We start from the raw sequence: 22,670 nt of genomic DNA, 5'->3' as shown, positions 1-22,670 counted from the left end.
CTACAAATATATTGAAAAGCCCCGATAGATCGAACTTTACGACCCGATAAATTTCATCTGTTTGTTACAATCCGGTTATCGGGGTAAAGCAATCTCGGGTAGTGTCCAAAAATGTGCTTGGGGAAAATGTTCGTTCAGATAGGTTTTCAAATATTCCTCGGTGTCTTTGTCTATCCGTTCGTCTGTTTTCGGAAAGGTATTGTAGACCATTCCGTAAAGGGGAATATTCCTATTTACCAGCGCTTCGATAGAGAGCAGCGTGTGGTTGATGCTACCCAAACGCCCGGACGTTACCAAGATAACCGGCAGCTTTTGGTCGGCGATGTAATCGACCGTCAGGTATCGGCGAGTAATAGGAACCATCAAACCTCCGGCTCCTTCGAGCAGAACCACGTCGTACCTGCTTTGGAGTATCCGGGTGGACTCTGTTATTTTTTCTATGGGAATAATGCGGTCGTCTATCTCGGCTGCCAAATGCGGAGAAGCGGGGTAGGAATAGACAATGGGGAATGTGATTCGCTCCTTATCCTCCGGGGTGAACGGTATTCCCATAATTTCCCGATGCAGGTCTATGTCTTCGGAGTGGCCTACATTCCCGGTCTGTATCATTTTTTGAGTGATCGTTTTAATCCCTTTGCTGTTCCATTCACGTGCCAGCCACCCTGTGGCGTAACTTTTCCCGATGTTGGTATCTATACCGGTGATAAAAAAAGTTCCTTTCATATCTGTGTTTTTTTATGTGCGACGATGTAGACGGGTCGATAGGTGAGCGTGATCTCTTTTTTCCCGTCGAAAGTCTTTCTATATCGCTTTATAAAGTCGAATCCTTTTTGCCGGGAGTGTCCCGAAATACCTGTCACACCGGTGTTTTTGAGATGCCGGAGTAACTCGACGGGAGTGTCGAAACGAAGGGTGCATTCCTCTTGTTCGAAAAGTTCGACCCGAAAGTGTTTTTCGAACAATCGTTTTAAATCGGCAGACTCCCAATAGGGCATTTCTACGGTCATTAAAGATTGTATTTCGGGCAGATTGCCGGCTGCGAATGTGCTGACGGCGATCGTGCCCGTATCGGACAAATTGCCGGATATGCGTTTCAAGAATCCTTCCAAATCGGTGAACCATTGAATCGTCGAAGCGGAGGCAATCAAATGGTATGTTTCGTCGAAATCGATTTTTTCGGCATCGCCTTCCATGAAATTCAACTGTTTGAACGGTAGTGCGGTTATGTAGTCTTTCATTTCGGGCGACAGGTCGTTTATCGTGAATCGGGCATCGGGGAATCTGTCGATGAGACAGCGGGTCAGTTTCCCTGTTCCGCAACCTATTTCCAGTATATTGTCGATGCATTTGTTCAAACGGCTCGGAATCTTGTCGTTCAGCTGTCGGGCTATCCGGCTTTGGATAAGGCCTTCCCGTTCATAGGTGGAGGCTGCGTTTCCGAAGCTGTTTTTAATGGTCGCTTTGTCGAGCCTATTTTCCAACACAACCGGGCGGAAATGGAAAAAATGGGGTTCGTCCAGCTCTTGAACGACCGTTGTCCCTTCCCATGCGTTCACTTGGTTTCTTGCGGGAAATATGAGGTCTCTTGTCCCGATTATCGCTTTGTCCCAACGGAAACGGGGACGAGGGTGCAGGGTTATGTTCTCGCCTATGGCACGCAATTCGTCGTACAAGCTGTTCATGTCTCTTTCGGGGAAAGCCTCCTTAAAATCGTCGAGGTGTTCGCAACACATGCGCCGGTAGAATTTTTTCAAGCTCGCTTCGTTCAAATGTTCGAGAGTCGCCCGGAATATTTCGGGGGGGATGCCTTTCTCGATGTCGATTCCGCATTCGGTTCCGTTGATGGCCGTGGCGTGTCTTATGGGGAGTCCTTTATCGGGTAAGACCGTTGCCGCCGCCCAAACGCCAAACGACCACGCATAGACTTCGATGTTTTTATAGTCGAGGAATGGGGTGGTGTCGAAGTTCAGGTCGGTGTAGTCGTAGCAGACACAACAGTCGCAGCCTATGTGACTCAGATAGGCAAACGGATGCGTATCCATTCCCCAACCGGCGAAGAGGAGGATTAAGTCGTCGGTGTGTCTGCGAGAAATGAAAGTTTGTATCATAGGCCCGATGAAATCTTGGTTAACGTGTGAATGAGCCGGTCTATCTCCGTATCGGTATGTCCGGCGCTCAGCGAAATCCTTAACCGGGAGGTTCCTTGCGGTACGGTGGGCGGGCGAACCGGCAACAGATAAAAGCCTTCGTGCTGTAATTTTAAGGCGGTTTGTACGGTGCGTTCCGTTTCGCCCAATACGAAAGGGACGATGTGGCTGCTGCTGACAATCGCTCCGTTCAACGGATTGAGCGCTTGTCTTACTTTGTGGCCGATTGCCTCCAAATGTTCCCGGTGCGATTGCATATCGACGATTTTATCGATGATGAACAGCGTCCATTCGAGATTGACAGGCGGCAATGCGGTCGTAAAAATCAACGTCCGCATTTTGTTGACCAAATACCGTTTCATTTCATCGGAGCAGATAACGAATGCTCCTACCGAAGCGGCAGCTTTTCCGAACGTACCGACCAAGAAATCTATCTCTTTAATAACGTCTTGCTCTTCGGCGCAGCCCAATCCGCATTGACCTCTTACGCCGAAAGCATGGGCTTCGTCGACATACAGGTAAATATTGGGATAGTGTTTCTTCAACGCCACTAAGCGGGGCAAGTCGCATTCGTCACCGTCCATGCTGAATATGCTTTCGGTCACGATGAATACCGCTTCGTATTGCGAGGCCGACTCGGAAACCAACCGTTCCAACTGTTCGTAATCGTTATGCCGGTAGCGTATGCAGCGGGCTTTGGAGAGTCCTATCCCGTCGACTATGCTCGCATGGACGAGTTTGTCGGCCAAAATCAAAGAGCGGTTGTCGGTCACTGCCGGCAGAATGCCGCTGTTGGCATGGTAACCGCTGTTGAATACGAGAGAGGCTCCGGCTTTGTACAATTCGGCGAGCCTTTTTTCCAATCGAGCGTACACGGGGAAATTGCCGGTCAACAGCCGAGAAGATGTCGAGGAAAAACGAACGTCACGGGGATTCAGGTTTTGCAAAAACACCTTTTTTAAGTCCGTGTCATCGGCCAGTCCCAGATAATCGTTCGAGGAGAAATTCAACATGGTGTTCCCGTCACGGACGATGGACAGGCCTTGTGCATCCACTGCCGGCAAGGAGCGCAAATTTCCTTGTCGAGAGAGTTGTTCCAATTGGGAAGAATAGGTATTCATTATCGCAGTGTTTTTACTACCTCCAACAGAGCCGAGGTGAGTGTGGAAAGTTGGGACTGGGTTATGATGAACGGCGGCATGATGTATACCAATTTCCCGAACGGCCTTACCCAAATGCCCCGCTCGACAAATTGTTTCTGTATGGAAGCCATATCGACCGGTTTTTTCATTTCGATGACTCCGATAGCTCCCAGCATTCTTACGTCGGAAACTTGGGGCAGTGTCGCCGCCGGACTTAACTCCCGTTTTAATTGGGCTTCGATGGCGGCGACTTTCTCTTTCCAGCCGGAAGAGAGGAGGAGAGAGACGGACGCACAGGCCACGGCACAGGCCAAAGGGTTACCCATGAAGGTGGGCCCGTGCATGAATACTCCCGGATTTCCGCTGGAAATCGTGTGGGCGACTTCGTGTGTCGTCAAAGTGGCCGCCATAGTCATGTATCCTCCGGTCAGGGCTTTGCCGATGCACATGATGTCGGGGGTGACTCCCGCATGTTCCCAAGCGAACAGTTTCCCGGTGCGGCCGAATCCGGTGGCGATTTCATCGAAAATGAGCAGCAGGTTGTATCGTTCGCATAGCTGCTTGGCTTCCCGAAGGTATTGCGGGTGATAGAACCACATGCCGCCGGCTCCTTGCACGATGGGTTCGAGGATAAGTGCCGCCAATTCTTCGTGATGGGCTTCTATGGCTTCCCGAAGAGGTGCGATGCAGGTGGGATCCCATTCATCGTCGAATCGGCAGGAGGGAGAAGGGACAAAATAGCGGGTGGGGAGCGCATCTCCGAAAATGGAGTGCATACCGGTTACCGGGTCGCATACCGACATGGCATTCCATGTGTCGCCATGATACCCCGACCGTATGGTGATGAGGTTACATTTAGAGACCTTTCCGCGGGCGTGCCAGTATTGTATAGCCATTTTCATGGCGACTTCGACCGATACGGAACCCGAATCGCAATAAAATATGTGTTGCATGGACGAGGGTACGATTTGCAAAAGCAGTTTCCCGAGGTCGATCGCCGGTTGGTGGGTGAGTCCACCGAACATGACGTGCGACATTTTTTTTAGTTGCTCTTCCGCCGCCTTGTTGAGCGTGGGGTTGTTGTATCCGTGTACGGCTGCCCACCATGACGACATGCCGTCGATGAGCCTTTGTCCGTTTTCCAATTCTATATATACCCCTTCCGCTCTCTTGACGGGATAGCAGGGCAGGGGATTAATGGTCGAGGTGTAGGGATGCCATAGATGTTGGGCATCAAAATTATCCATAAGCAAGCGTTTTTAGAATATGAAAAATCCGGTATAAAGCGAAGCTGCCGCTGTTATCCCGGAATATATAGATGGTAAATGTCTGTTTATTGTCGCACGAATGACCGGTGGAGCAGCTTGTCACCGGAGTATCTACGGTACTCTCCAAAATTTCGGGGAGAAAAAAACTTCCCGCCGTGTGTTCTTCTTCGGACGGTTTATCCGAACGTTCCATATTTCCCACGACAATATCGGTGGAAGTTGTGGAAAGTCCTTTTTTCAAAGACTTGTCGGCTATTTCCTTACGGACACTTCCTATGTTTACACATTTGCCTATACTGCAAAAGGTAGCATAGTTGTGGCGATTCCATCGGCGGAACCATACCCTGTGAACCGATAAGGAGGTCGAAGTTTTCATATCGCAAAAGTACGAAAAAAATTAGAAACGACTTCTCTTTTTTTCTTATTGAGACCGTGCGGATAAAAAAACGGCTGGCGGTGTAAGATAGTAGTTCGAGCTATAAATGTTAAATATTGCCCGATTTGCCGAAAAAAGTGCGGTGTGCCGTTCGTGGTGTACGTCGCTTTTTTTATATTTGTAACTACGAATATAGGATGCGGTTCGGTATAGCCAAGTCGGAAATATAATTTCCTCTTGTCTCTGCACTCACCTTTCACTATAATTTGTTCACAAAGTGATATGTTTGAAAAAACAACAGCCAAATCGGCTGATAGTATAATTTATCCAACAAATAAAATTATAGAAAATATGGACCTAACATTGAATTTGAACTCACGTTTGCAACCCATGCACAGACATGATTTGGAAGATGCACTTCAAGAAATTCTTGAAAAGGGAAAATTGGGAGAAGTAACGGGTGGAGGAACACTACAAAGTCCACAAACCGGAGAAATTGTATCCTGTGATATAGAGATTCACCTAAATGATGATAAACAAGATAGTGTAAACCGTTTGGTGGAGCTTATGAATATAATAGGAATCCCCAAAGGCTCAGCTTTATTATGCACAGCACCTGAAATTAAGATAGAAGTAGGGACTTTGGAGGGATTGGCTTTTTATGTCAATGGAACGGATTTACCAGATGAAATTTATGAGAGTTGCGATATCAATCACGTCATTGAGCAGATGGAATCAGCAATGAATGGCATAGGTCGTTTTTATAGTTATTGGGAAGGTAATGAATGGACAGCCTTGTATTTTTACGGGGTTTCATTTGTTGAAATGAAACAAAAAATAGAACCGTTCATTGCTTCTTATCCTTTATGTCAAAAAAGTCGAATAGAACAAATTGCATAGTTGGATAACAGTCTCCTATATACATCTTTTTATTGCTGTGCGGTATGGTGTTTCTGCACAACAAATAGTAGAATGGAGCGATTTGCAGACTATAATGGATAACTCGACGGTTCTTATCGTGTGGAATCGACACGGGATTGCAAGCCTTATATGTTGCTAAATCGTTGCTTCTATTTCTTAAACAATTATCTAAAATTTTATTTTTCAATTAGTTAAGATAAACCGACGAAAATCTAAAATAAATTTGTTTCTCTACATCGCTTCTGCTATCTTTGTAAATACGAAGATAGGATGCGGTTCGGCATAGCCAAGTCGGGAATGTGATTTCCGTTTGTCTTTGCACTCACCTTTCGCTATCTTTGTCAATACGAAGATAGGATGCGGTTCGGCATAGCCAAGTCGGGAATGCGATTTCCGCTTGTCTCTGCGCTCACCTTTCGCTATCTTTGTAAATTATACATCTATGATTCATGTAACATAGATGAATGGAAGTCATCGGAATTTAATGAGATATGAGAACTGGTATAGTTTATATGGTGGCAACGGTTTTGTGTATTTTTGTAACCTCTTGTTTTACAGGAGTCGAGAGTACAAAGAAAATAACTATGCCCGATACAGGCGAAATTGCGGCACAGAGTCCCGAAGATCGTTTTATAGAGTCTTATTTCGTTCAACAAGGGTGCGATGCGTGGCGCATAGGAAAGCCGTTTTATTATACCGATGAAAAACTTTCGTTCGTTTTCAGACCAGAAAAGCCTACTTTCCCGGATAGTATCTCTTTGAAGGGGAAAATTTTTACGTATGCCGGAAGTATAGAAGAAAGTCCTTTTGGCGGGGACGACAAAGTTGTCTTGTTATTCGATTGCGAAGGTCATAAGTTTCGCTATGAAACAGGGAAGACCCGGGAGGAGATCGGTCGGTTGAAATATACACCATTGATACCTCCGTTCATCGATATCGATGATTTAAATATGGCTCGCTCTCTTTTGAAAGACAGAGTTCTGTATATAAAAACGCCTATGTGGTACAATGAAAAATCGGAAGCGATAGAGGGGCGAAAGTTGATACCTGTCCGAGTTGTGGATATTCGTCCGGGAAATAACGTGTTGCCGGTCGAAGTTTGGTTCGAGGACGATAAAGGAAATCAAGCGGGAGTTTTCATGTCATTGCTTTCTTCTTCCCGCTCCCAATATATCACGTTCGACCGCTTGTTTTCTTTCGAGAATCCACGTTTGCAATATAAGGAAATACAGGACGATGCTTGGGAGCAAATTACGTTGGGAAAAGTAAAGACGGGTATGACGAAGGCCGAATGTAAACTTTCGTTGGGCAATCCGAACGAGGTGAAGAAGATTCCCACATACAGCGGATTGAGAGAGCAGTGGATATACAACTCGGGAGCGTATCTGTTTTTTGTCGATGATTTGTTGGCCGATTATAGGTTGTGATATGATTAAGGTAGAGGAGAATTATTTTATAAAGGACAGGCATACATTCCACATGCCCGTTTATACCAAGTGGTTTGTAGAGTATGAAACGGTCGAGGAGTTGGTGACGTTGTTGCAGTCCGATTTATTGCGGGAACATACTTTTTTCCCGATAGGAGGGGGAAGCAATTTGCTTTTTGTAAAAGAAATGTACAATGGCGTATTGTTGCATTCTGCCATACAGGGCATGGCTGTGTCGGAGGAGACCGATACCGAGGTGCTTGTGGAAATAGGAGCGGGTGTCGTGTGGGACGACTTCGTCGCTTGGACGGTCTCCAACGGTTGGGGGGGAGCCGAGAATTTGTCGTACATACCGGGCGAAGTGGGAGCGAGCGCCATTCAAAACATAGGAGCTTACGGCGTGGAGGTGAAAGATATTATCCATGAAGTAAAAGCGGTAGATGTCGAGACTTGCGAATCCCGTACCTTTCGAAATGCAGAGTGTAGGTATGGTTACAGAAGCAGTATTTTCAAGCACGATTGGAAGGGTAGATATATCGTTACATCGGTAGTGTACAGATTGCAAAAATCGCCCGAACTACATTTGGATTATGGAAATCTGCGGGCTTCATTGTCCGGCGATGACATTTCTATCGCTGATGTCCGTAAAGCTGTCATAGAAATCAGGCGGTCGAAATTGCCGGAACCCGATGAATATGGCAGTGCCGGTAGTTTTTTCATGAATCCTGTAATTCCTACGGAACAATATGAGAAGCTGAAATCGTCTTATCCCGATATGCCTCATTACGTCGTAGACGATATGCATGTTAAGGTTCCTGCCGGTTGGCTTATCGATCGTTGTGGCTGGAAAGGAAAAAGTTTCGGCGGTGCGGCGGTTTATGAGAAGCAGTGCTTGGTATTGATAAATAAAAACAATGCAAAGCCCAACGATGTGGTTGCTCTCGCGGAAATGATTCGTAAATCGGTATCGGACACTTATGGTATCGTTATCAATCCTGAGGTTAATTATATTGAATGAGTATGATGCAGGTTACTTTCTTAGGGACAGGAACTTCAACCGGAATACCGCAAATCGGTTGTACGTGTTCGGTATGTACTTCTACCGATCCGAGGGACAGTCGGTTGAGAACCTCGGCCATAGTTGAGATAGAGGGTAAGAACATATTGATCGATTGTGGCCCCGATTTTCGTCAGCAAATGTTGCGATTCCATATTAAACGAATCGATGCGGTATTGGTTACTCATATACATTATGACCATACCGGAGGGATAGACGATTTGCGTCCTTTCGGGGAAAACGGTACTGTTCCTATTTATTTGGAGCCTTCGGTCGCCGAGGGAATACGAAACAGGTTGCCTTATTGTTTTGCCGATCATCGTTATCCGGGAGTTCCCAATATTTGTTTGCAAGAGATAGGTCTGTCACCGTTTTTAATAGAGGGAATAGAAATTGTTCCCATAAGGGTGATGCATTATAAATTGCCTATCTTGGGGTATCGTATAGGACGGTTTGCTTATATAACGGATGCTCTTACTATTCCTGAATCGGAATATGAGAAGTTAAAAGATATAGATGTATTGGTCGTAAATGCTTTGCGGAAAAAGCCCCATCTTTCGCATCAAACGTTAGCCGATGCGTTGCGAATCATCGATAGAGTGGGGCCGCGGGAAGCCTACTTGGTTCACATGAGTCATCATATGGGATTGACTTCGGAGGTAGAAAAAGAATTGCCTGCCCATGTGCATTTCGCATACGATGGTTTGGTTATCGACAGCTTGTGATTATTTTGAACCATCTTCTTTATAGCTTGTTTTAGCTATAAGAATAAAAAACAATTTGATTATGGCAAAAACAATTCAAACTGCTATCGAAGCCGGTTCTCGTATGGCTCCCGCGAAATTCTATATAAAGATTACGCCGGACGGCCCTTATTTGCTTTATGGTAATCCTCCTATGGATCAAGAGATTATAGTTCCTAATGACGAAGGTTCTTCTTGGACCTATCGTAAGGGTAACCATTTTAGTACGACAGAGGAGCCTACGGCTTTATGCCGATGCGGAGCATCCAAGAACAAGCCTTATTGCGATGGCTCCCATCATCATACGGACTGGGACCCGAAAGAGACGGCATCTCATAAGCCTTTATTGGAAGATGCCGAAGAATATATAGGGCCAACTATGGTACTTGCTGATAATGAAGAATATTGCGCTTTCGCTCGTTTTTGCGATGCCTACGGTAGAATTTGGAATTTGGTACAAACGGCCGAATCCCAAGAAGAACGTGACTTAGTCATTCATGAAGCCGAGCATTGTCCAGCCGGCCGTTTGGTTGTTTGGGATAAAGAAACAGGCGAGATTTTTGAACCTCCATTTGATCCGGCAATAGGATTGATCGAAGACCCTGTGATTAAAGTCAGCGGCCCCATTTGGGTAAAAGGAGGAATTCGTATAGAAAGTTCGGACGGAAGCAGTTATGAGATAAGAAACAGGGTTACCTTGTGTCGGTGCGGACAATCGCAAAACAAGCCTTTTTGCGACGGGACACATGTGTCGGCTAAATGGCATGACAAATTACCGATGGAGCAGGAAGCAGAAGTAGAATAAGACGATATATGATTTTAGGAGATTTGAGTGACACGAAGCGGGTAGAGGCTTTGCATCCCTTGCTGGGGAAACTTTTCAGTTATATTAAAGAGCATGATTTTCTTTCCGATTCGATTGGGCGTATCGAATTGGACGGTGATCGAGTTTTCATCAACAACGATTATCCGATATTACGTTCTCAATCGGAACAAGTTGTAGAGGTACATCGACGTTACCTCGATGTGCATGTTCCTCTTGATGCTCCTGAAATAGTGGGGTGGAAGCCTCTGTGCGATTTGAAGGAGGTGCAGCAAGCGTATTCCGAGGAGAAAGATTGTGCCTTTTATTCCGATAGGCCGTCGACTTATTTCACCGTATATCCCGGTCAGTTTCTGATTGTATTTCCAGAGGACGGCCATGCTCCTATTATCGGAGAGGGTAGACTGCGCAAAATTTGTGCTAAAATAAAGTTGTGATCGGGTATCGATTGAGAATCGATAAATATTTTTATTCGTATTATTTACAAAGGCAAATATATATACGACAATACCCTAAATCTCGTGGTAACAAAATTTAGGGTATTGTCGTATATGGTTACTTTTATAAATTATCCTTTATTACTTTGCAAGGATTTCCGACTGCTATGCAATTGGCGGGTATAGATTTGGTGACGACACTTCCCGCTCCGATTGTCGTACCGTCTCCTATGGTTACGCCGGGTAGGATTATACTGCCACCTCCAATCCAAACGTTTTTCCCGATGTTCACCGGTTTGGTGAGAGATTTCCAAAAACAGCTGTTTTCGCCCAAACGTTCCTGAGGTGCGGTGTGATGGAAGACTGTATAGATATGTACACCCGGACCTATTCCCGAATAATCGCCGATAGTGATGGTATTACAATCCAAAAATACGCAGTTCATATTTATTTCCACATTTCGCCCGATATGTATATTCTCACCGTAGTCCACGAAGAAGGGAGCTGAAATCCAAACATTTTCTCCTCTTGATCCAATTAAATCGTCTAATAATGAGGATAGTTTTTCTATATCGTCAGATGGGGTATCGTTATATTCTTTTTGTAATTGCTTTGCTTTATGCCATCTGTTGATTAATTCTGTGTCACCGCAATCATAGGGCTCTCCGGCAAGCATTTTCTCTTTTTCTGTTTTCATAATCTTAAATTATTCTCATGGTCTAACAAATATACGAAAAACGGATTGAAATTTTAATATCTCAATCCGTTTTTATGATTCACATCAAGAAGTTTCTAATCTTGTTTTTTTGCTTTCATGCTCGATATGGTTAAAAAGGCAATGAGCAGCAAATACATAATCAATCCGACAGTTTGCAGAGTCGCTTCACTCAAATCGTGGGTATACTCGAATCCTGCAAACTTCATTCCCGCACTGACGACTCCCATGAGCGCACCGCCGGCAATGAATCCCGAAGCCAATAATGTGCCCTTATCCAAACGGGCTTTGTTCAGAGCGGTATCTTTTGAACGGCTGCCTACATACCAACTGATAAGCCCTCCGATGACCAAAGGTGTATTTAGTTCCAACGGAATGAACATACCCAAAGCGAACGCCAAAGCCGGGACATTCAGCCATGTCAGCAGAACGGCAAGAATAGCACCGATTCCATAGAGCATCCACGGTGCGCCTTGTCCCATCATGAGGGGCTCGATAACTGCCGCCATAGCATTGGCCTGAGGTGCTACCAAAGCGTTTTCCCCGGAGAATCCGTACGATTTGTTCAGAATGAGGATAACACCTCCTACGGTTGCGGCAGAGACGAGTGTACCGAGGAATTTCCAAGTCTCTTGTTTGCGAGGAGTAGAGCCTATCCAGTAACCTATTTTCAAGTCGGTAATGAATCCGCCGGCCATCGAGAGCGCCGTACAGACCACACCGCCGATAACCAACGCGGCAACCATTCCGCTTGTCCCTTTAAGTCCGACCGCCACAAGGATAACCGACGCTAGAATCAGTGTCATCAGTGTCATTCCCGAAACGGGGTTCGTTCCCACGATAGCGATAGCATTTGCCGCTACGGTGGTGAACAGGAATGAAATTCCGGCGACTACCAAGAAAGCGACCGTTGCTTGCATGAAATTATTGATAACTCCCAAATAGAAGAACAGGAATGTGATAATCAAGGCGAATACGGCAGCCGAGATGATGAATTTCATAGAGAGGTCTCGTTGTGTGCGGGGGGCTTGATCCTCTATCGCTCCCTTATTTTTCCCCGAAAATTCTTTTGTAGCCAGTCCTACGGCTCCTTTAATGATACCCCAAGAGCGGATAATACCTATCACTCCCGCCATAGCTATACCGCCGATACCTATGTACCGGCCGTAATCGGTAAATATCTGTTCGGGAGCAGCCGCAGCTAATTCGCTACCGGGTATGCTGCCCAGCAGAGGAATGATGACGAACCAAACGAAAAGAGAGCCGGAACAAATAATCAAGCAATATTTCAAGCCGACAATGTATCCGAGTCCTAACACGGCTGCGCCTGTGTTCACTTTAAATACCATTTTTGCGTGGTTGGCGATCTCTGTTCCCCACGGTAAAATGCGGGTGGTAAGCACTTCGCTCCACCAGCCGAACGTCGAGAGGCAAAAATCGTACAGACCACCTACCAATCCTGCCAGAATCAAAGGCTTGGCTTGGTTACCGGCTTTTTCTCCCGAAACAAGTACCTGAGTCGTAGCCGTAGCTTCGGGGAAGGGGTATTTCCCGTGCATATCCGAAACGAAATATTTGCGGAACGGAATGAGAAACAAGATACCCAATATACCGCCTAGCAGCGAACTCATGAATACTTCCATAAAGTTCACGGTCAGTTCGGGGTATTTGGCTTGTAAAATGTATAGAGCCGGCAAAGTGAAGATAGCACCGGCGACAATCACTCCTGAACAGGCTCCGATGGACTGGATAATTACATTCTCGCCCAATGCGTTTTTCCGTTTAGCGGCTCCCGATAGTCCTACGGCTATTATGGCGATAGGTATGGCGGCCTCGAATACTTGGCCGACTTTCAAACCTAAAAATGCTGCAGCGGCCGAGAAGATAACAGCCATGACAATACCCCACGAGACTGACCATGCATTGACTTCGGGATAGACTTTTTCGGGCGAAAGAATGGGTTTGTACTCTTCGCCCGGTTTTAATTCCCGAAATGCGTTTTCGGGCAAATCGACAGGTTGTTTTTCGTTTGTTTCCATATTATATTTTTATTTTTTGTGTATTGCTTTTTCTTAAAAACGTGGCAAGTTAATAAAAAATGCAAATATAGCCGATAACTTAGGCGGCGTTTTTGATAATTATATTACAAAATGAAAATTTATGCGAGGAAGAAAGTAAAAAAACTTGTACATTTGTTACGATATAAACACTGAGAAGATGAAAGAAATATTGGATTATTTGTCCCGATTGAGAGAAAACAACAATAGAGAATGGTTTCAAGCTCATAAGGAAGAGTATGATCGGTTGCGTCCTTTGTTTGTTGAGAAAATCCAAGAACTTATACAGCAAATATCGCAGTTCGACGAAGATATCGTGGGGTTGGAGGCTAAGAACTGTATGTATCGCATTTATCGTGATATTCGTTTCTCGCCGGATAAAACTCCGTATAAATCGTATATGTCCGCTTATATAGCGAAGGGTGGCCGTAAAAGTTTGCGAGCCGGGTATTATTTCCATTTCGAACCGGGGAATTGTCTGTTGAGCGGGGGCGTTTGGTGTCCGGAACCCAAATTGTTGAAAGCTCTGCGCCAAGCGGTTTACGATAATTATGACGAGCTGAAAGATATTGTGGAAAACAAAGAGTTTAAATCGTTGTATCGGGACTGGGTAGGGGAAACTTTGAAAATCGTTCCCCGACCGTTTCCACGGGATTGCGAACAAGCCGTATGGCTTAAACGAAAAGATTATGTGGTGGTGAATGTGAAGCCTGATGATTTTTTCGGTTCGCCCGATTGGATCGAAAAAGCGGCTCATGATTTTCACATCATGAAACCGCTGAACGATTTTCTCAATTATACGGTCGATGAAATTTACGATTTATAGGAAATAGGAAGGGGAGAGGAATTGCCTGACTAAGAAGTTGTTTTAAATTTATAGAGAAATAATATAATCATTGCAAGCAGGTATGTTCCGGCCATATTGCGTCCCTGTCTCGCATCTAGAATCCCTTGATTTTTGTCAATAGCCCGCTATTGACTGCATATCTCGGACTCCAATCTGCTTCAACATAGGGCTCAATCTGTCTCGGAATAAATTTAAAACAGCTTCTAAGGTGGCTCGCTCCTCCTTTTTTCAGTTTAGTTCCACGACCGTAATACCGGCTCCTCCCAACTGGACGTGTTCGTCTTGGAAGTGGGAGACTCCCGGTACAGTTTTGAGGTATTGTCTGATGACTTGTCGAAGAACGCCAGTTCCAGTGCCATGCAGAATGCGTACGCGAGTACAACCTACTTGTATGGCATCGTCTATGAAATAGGTAACAGCTTGTAACGCTTCGTCGGCCCGCATGCCTCTCACATCGATTTCTTGCTTGAAATTCAGTTGCTTTTCCCTCATATCGTCGGTTGTTTGCGAACTGATAAAAGTGGCTTTCGAATTTTCTTTTTTGATTTGGTTTTTGCTGACCTTTTCCAAGCGGTCGGCTTTGACGGTCGATTTCAGCAGTCCGAAAGCGACGGTAATTTCATTACCGTTGACGGAAAGGACTTCACCCACAGAATTTTGGCCTTTCAAGCGAACGGAGTCGCCTTTCATTAAAACGGTGTGAGCGGTAGGTTGTAGATTGCTTTCTTCTCTTTTTTGTTGTTTCCGTTTTTTCCGGTCGTTGATCTGTTTGAGTTTTTTACTGATTTTGTCGTCGACGGTCGGGGTTTCTTCCAATTCGGTTTTGAATTGTTCGAATTTCTGCCGGGCTATGCGGGTTTTTTCTTTCTCTGCTTGCGCCTCTTTAATTTCCCGTATCGTGTTTTCGATACGTGCATTGGCTTCTGCGAGAAGTTGAGCGGCATCTCCTTTCGCCTGTTTCAACAGTTCCTTGCGTTGTTTTTCCAAAGCGATCAAATCGGCTTCATACCGGGCGGTTAGTTCTTCGAGCTTTTTCTCCCGTTGGCGTATGTTCTGACGTTTACTTTCCCAGTAGCGTTTGTCCCGAACGATGTCTTGCAAATATTTATCCATATCTATGTATGCCGAACCTACTTTTTCTGATGCGGCAGCGATTACTTCTTCGGGAAGTCCTATCTTACGGGCGATTTCAATGGCGAACGAACTCCCCGGATTGCCAATGGATAGTTTGAACAAGGGTTGCATCAGATGGCGGTCGTAAAGCATGGCTCCGTTTATGATTCCTTCTGAATCTTCGGCAAAGTGTTTCAAGTTTTGATAGTGGGTCGTGATGATTCCATAGGCATGTTTTTGGTTGAATCGGTCCAATAATGCTTCTGCTATGGCTCCTCCGATTTGCGGTTCGGTTCCCCCGCCGAATTCATCGATAAGTAAAAGGCTGTTCTCATTCGCATTACGTACGAAATACTTCATGTGTGTGAGGTGAGAACTATATGTACTCAAATCGTCTTCGATAGATTGCTCATCGCCGATATCGATAAATATATCCTTGAATATGCCGGTTCGGGAATTGTCGTGCATGGGAACCAACAGTCCGCATTGCAACATATATTGTAAAAGCCCGACGGTTTTGAGACAGACCGATTTTCCCCCGGCATTCGGGCCGGAGATGAGCAGTATTCTGTTCTTTTCGTCTAACGTCAAATCGAGTGGTACGATTGTTTTCCCTTGCCGTTTCAACGATAGGTAAAGCAAGGGGTGTACGGCGTGAAACCATTCGATTTGCCGAGTATTTTCAAAAGTGGGTAAGACTCCGCCTATTTCCTCGGCAAAGAGGGCTTTCGCCCGAATAAAGTCGATTTCGGCGAGGAATTCATAGGAGTAGATGATTTCATCGATAGCCGGACGAAGTTCGTCGGTAAACGATGTTAAAATACGTGTGATTTCTCGACGTTCTTCGTTTTCGAGTTCCCTAACTCGATTGTTCGCTTCCACAACTTCGGCAGGTTCGATGAATATGGTCTTTCCGCTAGCCGATTCGTCGTGTACGATACCCCTGATTTTTCGTTTGTACGAAGGTGCTACTGGTATTACCAAGCGTCCGTCTCGCATAGTGGGGCTGACTTCTTTATCTACGAATCCTTCGCTCTGGGCAGTCCTCAGTATTGCATTCAGACTTCGGGATATACCAGATAACGTGGCGGATATATTACTGCGAATGTGAGCCAGTTGGGGGGAGGCATTGTCTTTGATATGTCCGAATTTATCGAGAATGAGATCGATTCGTTTGATTAAATCGGGAAAAGAACTTATCTCTTTCGACAGTTTATATAGATAAGGGTATTTGATTTCTTCCTCTTCTCCGGGATATAAAAATCGGATAATGCGTTGTATGGTGTCGAGCGACCTCCGCAGGTCGAATAATTCGGCTTCTTCCAAAAAGGTTCCTTCTATACGAACTCGTTTTATCGACGGTCGTACATCGAAAAAGAAATCGGCGGGAAAGTCATCGGCATTTTCAAGAATGCGTACAAATTCCCATGTTTGATTCAGTTGTTCCCGTATAGATTCGTAACCGGTAGAAAACGTCATTCTATCGGTATAATCGATACCCAATGTGCTGAGACATTTTTCTTTAATGAGCGATCGAATTTGGTCGAATCCTATTTTTTGTTCGAAATTTTGTGGATATATCACGCTTTATGATTTATAAAACGTTGCAAATGTAATAAAAAGACAGATGATATACATTATTTATCGTTGAACAATACATGTGATTCGGGTGTATTATGAATAACTAAAATAAAAATTATGGAAGCTGTGAATAGTGTTTATAAAGAAGTGAAGAAAATGTTTCAGACGGCGGTTCCACCGTATGTCGCTACCGTTAACGACGATTATCATTATGAAGTTTGGGCTATAAAGAAGCAGGCTGGGGAATCCCAAGTTTCGGAAGAATTATTGGGGTATGTAGCCAAGCATGAAGACAGTGTCACTGTGGGATTTAACAATAAACTCGGTGAAAAGATAAGAAAAGAGGCCTTTTCGTCGCTTTTATTGGCTAAAATGAATATTCATGGAAGAATCCGTATTCATCGTATGACGCATCAGTTACACATCGATTTACAGAATGCGATAGATAATTTAATGCGATATTATACAGAGATGAACTGGATTTGATGAAGGACTATGGTTATTTCACTTTTCTTGTATGTTGCCATATCGTTTCCATTTTTTTGAATAGAAGTTTCGTGCATGGGAAAAGTAAAATGGACGGTTGGGGTCGGTATGAAAAATACTCGTTCATTTTGTCCTTCTCTTAGCTTTTCGTATATTTGCGCACTTATAAATAATGCGCATTTATGACACAGATTGAAACTAACAATGAGATAGAAGACAAGAAAAGTCTTAATTTCATAGAACAGATAGTTGAAGCCGATTTGAAAGCCGGAAAGAATGGCGGCCGTTTGAATACGCGTTTCCCGCCAGAGCCTAACGGTTATTTGCATATAGGGCATGCGAAAGCGATCTGTATGGATTTCGGAATTGCCGAAAAGTTCGGAGGTACATGTAATTTGCGGTTTGACGATACCAACCCGGTGAAGGAGGACGTAGAATATGTAGACTCCATAATGGAAGATATTCATTGGTTGGGGTTCGATTGGGGAGACCGGTTGTATTATGCATCCGATTATTTTCCCAAGTTATGGGACTTGGCCATTCGTTTAATCAAGGAGGGTAAAGCCTATGTCGACGAACAATCTTCGGAAGAGATAGCCCGCCAAAAGGGTACTCCTACACAGCCGGGAATAGAAAGCCCTTATCGGAATAGAAGCGTAGAGGAAAATCTCGATTTGTTCGAGCGAATGAATAAGGGCGAATTCGAGGAAGGCCGTTTTGTCTTGCGCGCGAAAATAGACATGGCTTCTCCCAATATGCACTTCCGCGATCCTATCATGTACCGTATTATCAAGCATCCTCATCATCGTACCGGAACGAAATGGAATGTATATCCCATGTATGATTTCGCACATGGGCAATCGGATTATTTCGAAGGGGTGACTCATTCGATTTGTACCTTGGAGTTCGAGGTGCATCGTCCTTTATATGAGTATTTTGTAAAGGAATTGGCCGACGATAGTTATTGCCCTCGCCAGATAGAGTTCAACCGTTTGAATTTGACCTATACGGTGATGAGTAAACGGAAACTTTTACAGTTGGTAAAAGAGGGTCTGGTTGCCGGCTGGGACGATCCTCGTATGCCGACGATTTGCGGATTGCGCCGTCGTGGATATACGCCTGAATCCATAAAGAATTTTATACAGAAAATAGGTTATACAAAATACGACGGAATCATTAGTGTTTCTTTACTCGAACATAGTATCCGGGAAGATCTGAATAAAACAGCTACCCGTGTATCGGCAGTTCTTAATCCTGTTAAATTGATTATTACCAATTATCCGGAAAATAAAGTGGAATATTTGGAAACCGAGAATAATCCCGAAGACCCGGAGGCAGGAACCCATCAAATACCTTTCACCCGAGAGCTATACATAGAGCGGGACGATTTTATGGAAAATCCTCCCAAAAAATTCTTCCGTTTGGCTCCCGATCAGGAAGTGAGATTGAAGTCGGCATATATAATCAAGTGCACCGGAATTAAAAAAGATTCCGATGGAAACGTAGAAGAAATTTATTGTGAATACGATCCCGATACACGAAGCGGTATGCCGGGAAGTATGCGCAAAGTGAAAGGTACGTTACATTGGGTATCGGCAGAATATAGTTCGACGGCAGAAGTCAGGTTGTATGACCGGCTATTCAATGTAGAAAATCCGGCAGAGGAGAAAGATGTGGATTTCAGAGAATTATTAAATCCCGATTCTCTAAAAATCGTCGATAATTGCCGTATCGAGCCTTACTTGGCCGAGAATGCCAAGCCCGGCAATCGATATCAATTCCAGCGTACAGGATATTTTTGTGTGGACCCGGATTCGACCGATGGGCATTTGGTGTTCAATAGGACCGTATCTTTGAAAGACAGCTGGGAAAAATTAAAATCGAAGTAAAGTATAAATTTATTTTCTATACTGTCGGATTCCTTATGTATAAGGGATTCGACAGTTTTTATCTGAATCTGCGATGTCAGCTAAAAAGCCGAATGAACTCATAGACCGCTACGAAGAAATGTTGCGCGGGACAGTTAGTTGCTATTTCGATACCGACGAGATAGATGAAATCTCGGATTATTATGAGTCCAAAGGGCAGTTGTCCAAAGCGTTGCACGCTATTGAGTTCGGGTTGAATCTTCACCCCGACAATGTGGATTTGAAGCTCAAAGAGGCTCGTTATATGCTTTATCTCGATAGGGCAGATGAAGCGAAAAGAATTATGTCCGAACTGGCCGATTATAGTCTTGATGCCACACTTATTCGGGCTGAGCTGTTATTTCTCGACGGTTATATGAAAGATGGCCATGCGTTGTTGCTTGCTATGTTGGATAACGACGATATTCGGGAGGATTTTTGTTTCGATGCCGTGGATATATATACCGATTACGATTGTTTCGATGAATTGGTGGAGTTCGTGGAGAAAGCGGGAAAGGTGTTATCCGATAGCCGGGAGCTGTTTCGAGAAATGGCGGCTATCTGCGAAGAGCGTTCGGAGTATGAGCGATCTGTCATTATTTATAATAAATTGATAGACAAAGACCCTTATTCGTTGCAGGATTGGTTTTCTTTGGCCAAAGTCGAGGCTTTGTTAAAACATTATGACAAAGCGGTAGAGGCTTGTGATTTTGCTTTGGCGGTGAAGGAAAATGAAGAGTCGATAATCTCGTTTAAAGGATATTGTTATTACGACTCCGGACAATATGAGAAGGCCATAGAACAATTTCTTGAATATGAGTCTATCACAAAGGAAAAATCGGTTGCTTATGAATTGATCGGGGAGTGCTATGTGAAATTGGACGATAACAACAATGCGTTGAAGTTTTTTCACAAGGCTCTCGATATAGAGCCTTCGAACTCGAATATATGTTATCAGTTGGCTACTTGTTATTATGAATTGGGAGATATACAGAAAGCCGTTGTTTATTTGAGAGATACTTTAAGCCTTGATAGTAGGGACGACGAGGCTCATTCGTTTTTAGGTGAAATTCTTTTGCAGGAAGGAGACTACGAAGAGGCCTATTATCATTTGTCCAAGTCGTTAGAGTTGAATGAAGACGATATGGAAACTATGAAACTCAAAGGTGAGGCGTGCCTCCATCTCGAATATTATGAAGAGGCTGTTTCTGTGTTTGAAACAGTGCTTCGAGAAGATTCGTACGACCTACATTGCAGGCTTAAATTAGCCCTCGCTTATGCGAAGATGGGCGATGACACGAATGCTGAGCGCCAGATACAAATCATAGACCAAATGAGCCAGTCTGCCGATTTTAGCGGTTTACCGAATGAGAAGTCGCAACAGTGGAAAAATGTGCATGGAGCCATTCAATCGTTAAAGCGCTTTTTGTTGAATCATATAGATGATTCGGAAAATAAAGAATCCCTTTCATAAAAAGGGATTCTTTATTTGTTCGATACCGATCTCTGTTTCCGATCCGTGACCGGGATATACGATTGTTTCTTTCGGTAGAGTAAGTAATCTTGTTCGTATAGATTCGACCAACTGATGATGATTTCCTCCCGGCAAATCGGTCCTTCCGATGCTCATTTGGAAAAGCGCATCGCCCGACAGTACAAACCCTGAATCGGGGGCATAAAAAGCCATACTTCCCGGAGAGTGCCCGGGTACGGCAATCGCTTTTAATTTTTCATGACCGAGGTCAAACGTGTCTTTATCGGAAATATAATGCCCGATCGGCTGTATTTCTCCTCGAAACGGAATACCGAAAGATTCGCATTGGCGTACCATATTTTGTAAGAGAAATTCGTCGGCTTCCGCTGCACATAATATAACTCCATATTTTTTTGCCACGAAAGAATTACCGAAACAGTGATCGAAGTGCAGATGCGTAGCTAACAAATATTTTACGGTCAGCTTATTATCGTCAATGAATTCGGCGAGAGTTTCTTCTTCTTTCGGATAATAGCATCCGGCATCGACGATGGCGCATTCCCTACTGGCCGTGTCCCATAAAACATAGGTATTTACCGGGAGCATGTTGAATTGAAATCGGGCAATTCTCATTTGAACCTATTTTTTTACAATTTGCACATAGACGACTTTTTTCGTGTCGAAATAATCTTCTTTGAAGTAGTCTTTCAAGTCGAATACGATCGATGTCTTTTTTACTGTAACGAGTTCGTTTTGTAATTCACCGCCTTTTAGACAGAGAAGTCCGTTGGGAAGCGCGTTTCGTTGTTCTTTTTTTATGTTTTTCCGTATCAGTTTCAATAGATCGGGTAGGGGCATAACCGCCCGGCTTACCACGAAATCGTATTCGGACTTGTTTTCTTCTACGCTTCCGTGCTGAAAAGTTACATTTTCCAAATCGATGGACTCGGCGACGTTTGCGGCGACTTTTATTTTTTTCCCGATGCGGTCTATCAGATGGAATTTACATTCCGGGAAAAGTATGGCGAGGGGAATACCGGGAAACCCTCCTCCGGTTCCCACGTCGAGAATCTCGGAACCATCTGCGAAATTTATCGTTTTGGCAATTCCCAAAGAGTGCAGGATATGGTGGAGGTACAAGTTCTCTATGTCTTTGCGAGAGATAACATTGATCTTTGCATTCCAGTCGGTATATAACTGTCCCAAAGCCGTAAATTGATTTTCCTGCTTCGGTGTCAGATTCGGGAAATATGTTTTTATATATTGCATGGTTTGCTGTTTATTTGATTAAACGACGAACGGGGCTGTCGGGTAAAATATAGCTGTCGATCTCTTTGAACGGTATTTCTATACTGGTTTGCCCTGTCGCATAACAAGCTATTTCGTAAGGGTTATATACCCAACAGATACCGGTATCGGTCAGATAGAAGTTTTCGGTAGCTATGATATCTTCCGTGTCGAAATAGCCTAATTCCAGTAGGGAGTCGGGTGACGATACATTCAGTTGTTTCATCAGCCGGTTTAATAAGATAGAACTAAGTGTATCCGATGAATCGGGCTGGAAAATATCGTCTAAACCGATTTTTCCCCAGTTGGAAAGGTCTATCGTGTAATAACGATTCGAATACATGCCGTGGGCTCCGCCCGTATATTCGGACGAAGATACTCCATAACAGAAGAAATCATTGCGATTGTAAACGGGAGCAAGTGTGTAATCGAAGTCCCATTCGAAAGAATAAGCCTCTCCGCTTTTCGTCAGTTCTTTTTCGAATTCGGGTTCTATTTCTTTATAGGCGTTTAAATGAGACTCTACGACCTTTTGTGCGGCTTGTTTCAAGGAGTCTCCCGTATATTCGTCTCCAAAGGTTAGAGGAGAAAGTATTTTTTGCAAATGAAGGTAATCGCTGTCTTGTTTGTATTTTACAGGAATTTCCATTGTCAAGACAACTTTACAAGCAGGCTTTGCGGTATCTCCGGAGAGATGGTAGGTGTCTGCGATGACTAATTTTTCCACCACAACAGAATCGGCATTCGTTTCATTTGAATGATTATTCTTGAAATTACAAGAGTACAGACAGCTTATCAATGCTATTATACTCAATAACGATACTTTTTTCATATAAATAAGTTCTAACCTTTAAATTTTAAC

At 44.2% G+C, this 22,670-nt stretch carries 20 protein-coding genes and 1 pseudogene; 10 read left to right on the top strand and 11 right to left on the bottom strand.

The features are described from left to right. Positions 1–75: 75 nt before the first annotated feature. From bioD to QVD32_RS07210, 5 genes and pseudogenes are all read right to left on the bottom strand, one after another. Positions 76–723 (bottom strand): dethiobiotin synthase, encoded by a 648-nt coding sequence (bioD, locus tag QVD32_RS07230; RefSeq protein ID WP_118687198.1) that lies wholly within the window; start codon positions 721–723, stop codon positions 76–78. Next, complete coding sequence (bioC, locus tag QVD32_RS07225; protein WP_118687197.1) at positions 720–2,108, bottom strand: malonyl-ACP O-methyltransferase BioC; 1,389 nt, start codon at positions 2,106–2,108, stop codon at positions 720–722. Before bioC ends, bioD begins: the two co-directional genes overlap by 4 nt. Beyond that, the gene (locus tag QVD32_RS07220) at positions 2,105–3,268 is read right to left on the bottom strand and encodes an 8-amino-7-oxononanoate synthase (protein WP_118687196.1); all 1,164 of its coding nucleotides are present in this window, start codon (positions 3,266–3,268) and stop codon (positions 2,105–2,107) included. Before QVD32_RS07220 ends, bioC begins: the two co-directional genes overlap by 4 nt. After that, positions 3,268–4,527 (bottom strand): annotated as a pseudogene (bioA, locus tag QVD32_RS07215) (adenosylmethionine--8-amino-7-oxononanoate transaminase); the annotation flags it as partial. The pseudogene bioA and the gene QVD32_RS07220, both read right to left, overlap by 1 nt. A gap of 1 nt (position 4,528) precedes the next feature. Next, the gene (locus QVD32_RS07210) at positions 4,529–4,933 is read right to left on the bottom strand and encodes a hypothetical protein (protein WP_021891072.1); all 405 of its coding nucleotides are present in this window, start codon (positions 4,931–4,933) and stop codon (positions 4,529–4,531) included. A gap of 282 nt (positions 4,934–5,215) precedes the next feature. Here QVD32_RS07210 and QVD32_RS07205 point away from each other — a divergent pair, with 282 nt between their 5' ends. The 6 genes from QVD32_RS07205 (at position 5,216) to QVD32_RS07180 (ending at position 10,341) form a co-directional block, all read left to right on the top strand. Further along, complete coding sequence (locus tag QVD32_RS07205; RefSeq protein WP_229033566.1) at positions 5,216–5,833, top strand: hypothetical protein; 618 nt, start codon at positions 5,216–5,218, stop codon at positions 5,831–5,833. 512 nt (positions 5,834–6,345) lie between these two features. Beyond that, positions 6,346–7,281, top strand: a complete 936-nt coding sequence (locus QVD32_RS07200; RefSeq protein WP_021891070.1) for a hypothetical protein — start codon at positions 6,346–6,348, stop codon at positions 7,279–7,281. Between the two features lie 4 nt (positions 7,282–7,285). Beyond that, positions 7,286–8,299, top strand: coding sequence for a UDP-N-acetylmuramate dehydrogenase (murB, locus tag QVD32_RS07195; protein ID WP_118687333.1), 1,014 nt, complete (start codon positions 7,286–7,288; stop codon positions 8,297–8,299). A 5-nt stretch (positions 8,300–8,304) separates the two neighbouring features. Continuing rightward, positions 8,305–9,063: an MBL fold metallo-hydrolase gene (locus tag QVD32_RS07190; protein ID WP_046409934.1), complete on the top strand. Its 759-nt coding sequence runs from the start codon at positions 8,305–8,307 to the stop codon at positions 9,061–9,063. A 61-nt stretch (positions 9,064–9,124) separates the two neighbouring features. After that, entirely contained in the window at positions 9,125–9,886 is a 762-nt protein-coding gene (locus tag QVD32_RS07185) for a CDGSH iron-sulfur domain-containing protein (protein ID WP_008862003.1), read from the top strand. An 8-nt stretch (positions 9,887–9,894) separates the two neighbouring features. Further along, positions 9,895–10,341: a NanQ anomerase/TabA/YiaL family protein gene (locus QVD32_RS07180; RefSeq protein ID WP_021891067.1), complete on the top strand. Its 447-nt coding sequence runs from the start codon at positions 9,895–9,897 to the stop codon at positions 10,339–10,341. Positions 10,342–10,465: 124 nt separating this feature from the next. Here QVD32_RS07180 and QVD32_RS07175 read toward each other — a convergent pair whose 3' ends face one another. After that, entirely contained in the window at positions 10,466–11,038 is a 573-nt protein-coding gene (locus tag QVD32_RS07175) for a sugar O-acetyltransferase (protein WP_118687194.1), read from the bottom strand. Between the two features lie 95 nt (positions 11,039–11,133). Continuing rightward, positions 11,134–13,095 carry an OPT family oligopeptide transporter gene (locus QVD32_RS07170; RefSeq protein ID WP_021891065.1) on the bottom strand — a complete coding sequence of 654 codons (1,962 nt, stop codon included), beginning with the start codon at positions 13,093–13,095 and terminating at the stop codon, positions 11,134–11,136. 178 nt (positions 13,096–13,273) lie between these two features. On the opposite strand from QVD32_RS07170, the gene QVD32_RS07165 reads away from it, so the two are divergent. Further along, positions 13,274–13,939 (top strand): DUF2461 domain-containing protein, encoded by a 666-nt coding sequence (locus tag QVD32_RS07165; RefSeq protein WP_021891064.1) that lies wholly within the window; start codon positions 13,274–13,276, stop codon positions 13,937–13,939. Positions 13,940–14,188: 249 nt separating this feature from the next. Here the strand turns inward: QVD32_RS07165 and QVD32_RS07160 are convergent, their stop codons facing one another. Continuing rightward, positions 14,189–16,657, bottom strand: coding sequence for an endonuclease MutS2 (locus QVD32_RS07160; RefSeq protein WP_021891063.1), 2,469 nt, complete (start codon positions 16,655–16,657; stop codon positions 14,189–14,191). 114 nt (positions 16,658–16,771) lie between these two features. On the opposite strand from QVD32_RS07160, the gene QVD32_RS07155 reads away from it, so the two are divergent. The 3 genes from QVD32_RS07155 to QVD32_RS07145 all read left to right on the top strand — a co-directional run bounded on the left by QVD32_RS07155 (position 16,772) and on the right by QVD32_RS07145 (position 20,521). Then, positions 16,772–17,140 (top strand): hypothetical protein, encoded by a 369-nt coding sequence (locus tag QVD32_RS07155; RefSeq protein WP_008862009.1) that lies wholly within the window; start codon positions 16,772–16,774, stop codon positions 17,138–17,140. Between the two features lie 182 nt (positions 17,141–17,322). Further along, positions 17,323–19,029, top strand: a complete 1,707-nt coding sequence (locus QVD32_RS07150; RefSeq protein WP_021891062.1) for a glutamine--tRNA ligase/YqeY domain fusion protein — start codon at positions 17,323–17,325, stop codon at positions 19,027–19,029. Between the two features lie 73 nt (positions 19,030–19,102). Then, complete coding sequence (locus QVD32_RS07145; RefSeq protein ID WP_021891061.1) at positions 19,103–20,521, top strand: tetratricopeptide repeat protein; 1,419 nt, start codon at positions 19,103–19,105, stop codon at positions 20,519–20,521. Here QVD32_RS07145 and QVD32_RS07140 read toward each other — a convergent pair. The 3 genes from QVD32_RS07140 to QVD32_RS07130 are packed head-to-tail and all read right to left on the bottom strand — an operon-like array spanning position 20,516 to position 22,640. Next, a complete protein-coding gene (locus QVD32_RS07140; protein ID WP_021891060.1) occupies positions 20,516–21,154 on the bottom strand; it encodes an MBL fold metallo-hydrolase in 639 nt (212 codons plus the stop codon). The genes QVD32_RS07145 and QVD32_RS07140 overlap by 6 nt on opposite strands. Before the next feature lie 6 nt (positions 21,155–21,160). Then, complete coding sequence (rsmG, locus tag QVD32_RS07135) at positions 21,161–21,790, bottom strand: 16S rRNA (guanine(527)-N(7))-methyltransferase RsmG (RefSeq protein ID WP_021891059.1); 630 nt, start codon at positions 21,788–21,790, stop codon at positions 21,161–21,163. A gap of 10 nt (positions 21,791–21,800) precedes the next feature. Beyond that, complete coding sequence (locus tag QVD32_RS07130; RefSeq protein ID WP_021891058.1) at positions 21,801–22,640, bottom strand: DUF3298 and DUF4163 domain-containing protein; 840 nt, start codon at positions 22,638–22,640, stop codon at positions 21,801–21,803. Between the last annotated feature and the right edge of the window lie 30 nt (positions 22,641–22,670).

It is taken from the genome of Barnesiella sp. (assembly GCF_022723415.1).
GTDB classification, from domain to species: Bacteria; Bacteroidota; Bacteroidia; order Bacteroidales; family Barnesiellaceae; genus Barnesiella; species Barnesiella intestinihominis.
The sequence above is the reverse complement of the archived record's forward strand: the minus strand, read 5'-3'. Positions and strand labels throughout refer to the sequence as shown.

Excerpts from the sequence above, each read along its gene's own strand:
- bioD (WP_118687198.1), bottom strand. The coding sequence starts at position 723 with ATGAAAGGAACTTTTTTTATCACCGGTATAGATACCAACATCGGGAAA.
- bioC (WP_118687197.1), bottom strand. The coding sequence starts at position 2,108 with ATGATACAAACTTTCATTTCTCGCAGACACACCGACGACTTAATCCTC.
- QVD32_RS07220 (WP_118687196.1), bottom strand. The coding sequence starts at position 3,268 with ATGAATACCTATTCTTCCCAATTGGAACAACTCTCTCGACAAGGAAAT.
- QVD32_RS07210 (WP_021891072.1), bottom strand. The coding sequence starts at position 4,933 with ATGAAAACTTCGACCTCCTTATCGGTTCACAGGGTATGGTTCCGCCGA.
- QVD32_RS07205 (WP_229033566.1), top strand. The coding sequence starts at position 5,216 with ATGTTTGAAAAAACAACAGCCAAATCGGCTGATAGTATAATTTATCCA.
- QVD32_RS07200 (WP_021891070.1), top strand. The coding sequence starts at position 6,346 with ATGAGAACTGGTATAGTTTATATGGTGGCAACGGTTTTGTGTATTTTT.
- QVD32_RS07190 (WP_046409934.1), top strand. The coding sequence starts at position 8,305 with ATGCAGGTTACTTTCTTAGGGACAGGAACTTCAACCGGAATACCGCAA.
- QVD32_RS07185 (WP_008862003.1), top strand. The coding sequence starts at position 9,125 with ATGGCAAAAACAATTCAAACTGCTATCGAAGCCGGTTCTCGTATGGCT.
- QVD32_RS07180 (WP_021891067.1), top strand. The coding sequence starts at position 9,895 with ATGATTTTAGGAGATTTGAGTGACACGAAGCGGGTAGAGGCTTTGCAT.
- QVD32_RS07175 (WP_118687194.1), bottom strand. The coding sequence starts at position 11,038 with ATGAAAACAGAAAAAGAGAAAATGCTTGCCGGAGAGCCCTATGATTGC.
- QVD32_RS07170 (WP_021891065.1), bottom strand. The coding sequence starts at position 13,095 with ATGGAAACAAACGAAAAACAACCTGTCGATTTGCCCGAAAACGCATTT.
- QVD32_RS07165 (WP_021891064.1), top strand. The coding sequence starts at position 13,274 with ATGAAAGAAATATTGGATTATTTGTCCCGATTGAGAGAAAACAACAAT.
- QVD32_RS07155 (WP_008862009.1), top strand. The coding sequence starts at position 16,772 with ATGGAAGCTGTGAATAGTGTTTATAAAGAAGTGAAGAAAATGTTTCAG.
- QVD32_RS07150 (WP_021891062.1), top strand. The coding sequence starts at position 17,323 with ATGACACAGATTGAAACTAACAATGAGATAGAAGACAAGAAAAGTCTT.
- QVD32_RS07145 (WP_021891061.1), top strand. The coding sequence starts at position 19,103 with ATGTCAGCTAAAAAGCCGAATGAACTCATAGACCGCTACGAAGAAATG.
- QVD32_RS07140 (WP_021891060.1), bottom strand. The coding sequence starts at position 21,154 with ATGAGAATTGCCCGATTTCAATTCAACATGCTCCCGGTAAATACCTAT.
- rsmG (WP_021891059.1), bottom strand. The coding sequence starts at position 21,790 with ATGCAATATATAAAAACATATTTCCCGAATCTGACACCGAAGCAGGAA.
- QVD32_RS07130 (WP_021891058.1), bottom strand. The coding sequence starts at position 22,640 with ATGAAAAAAGTATCGTTATTGAGTATAATAGCATTGATAAGCTGTCTG.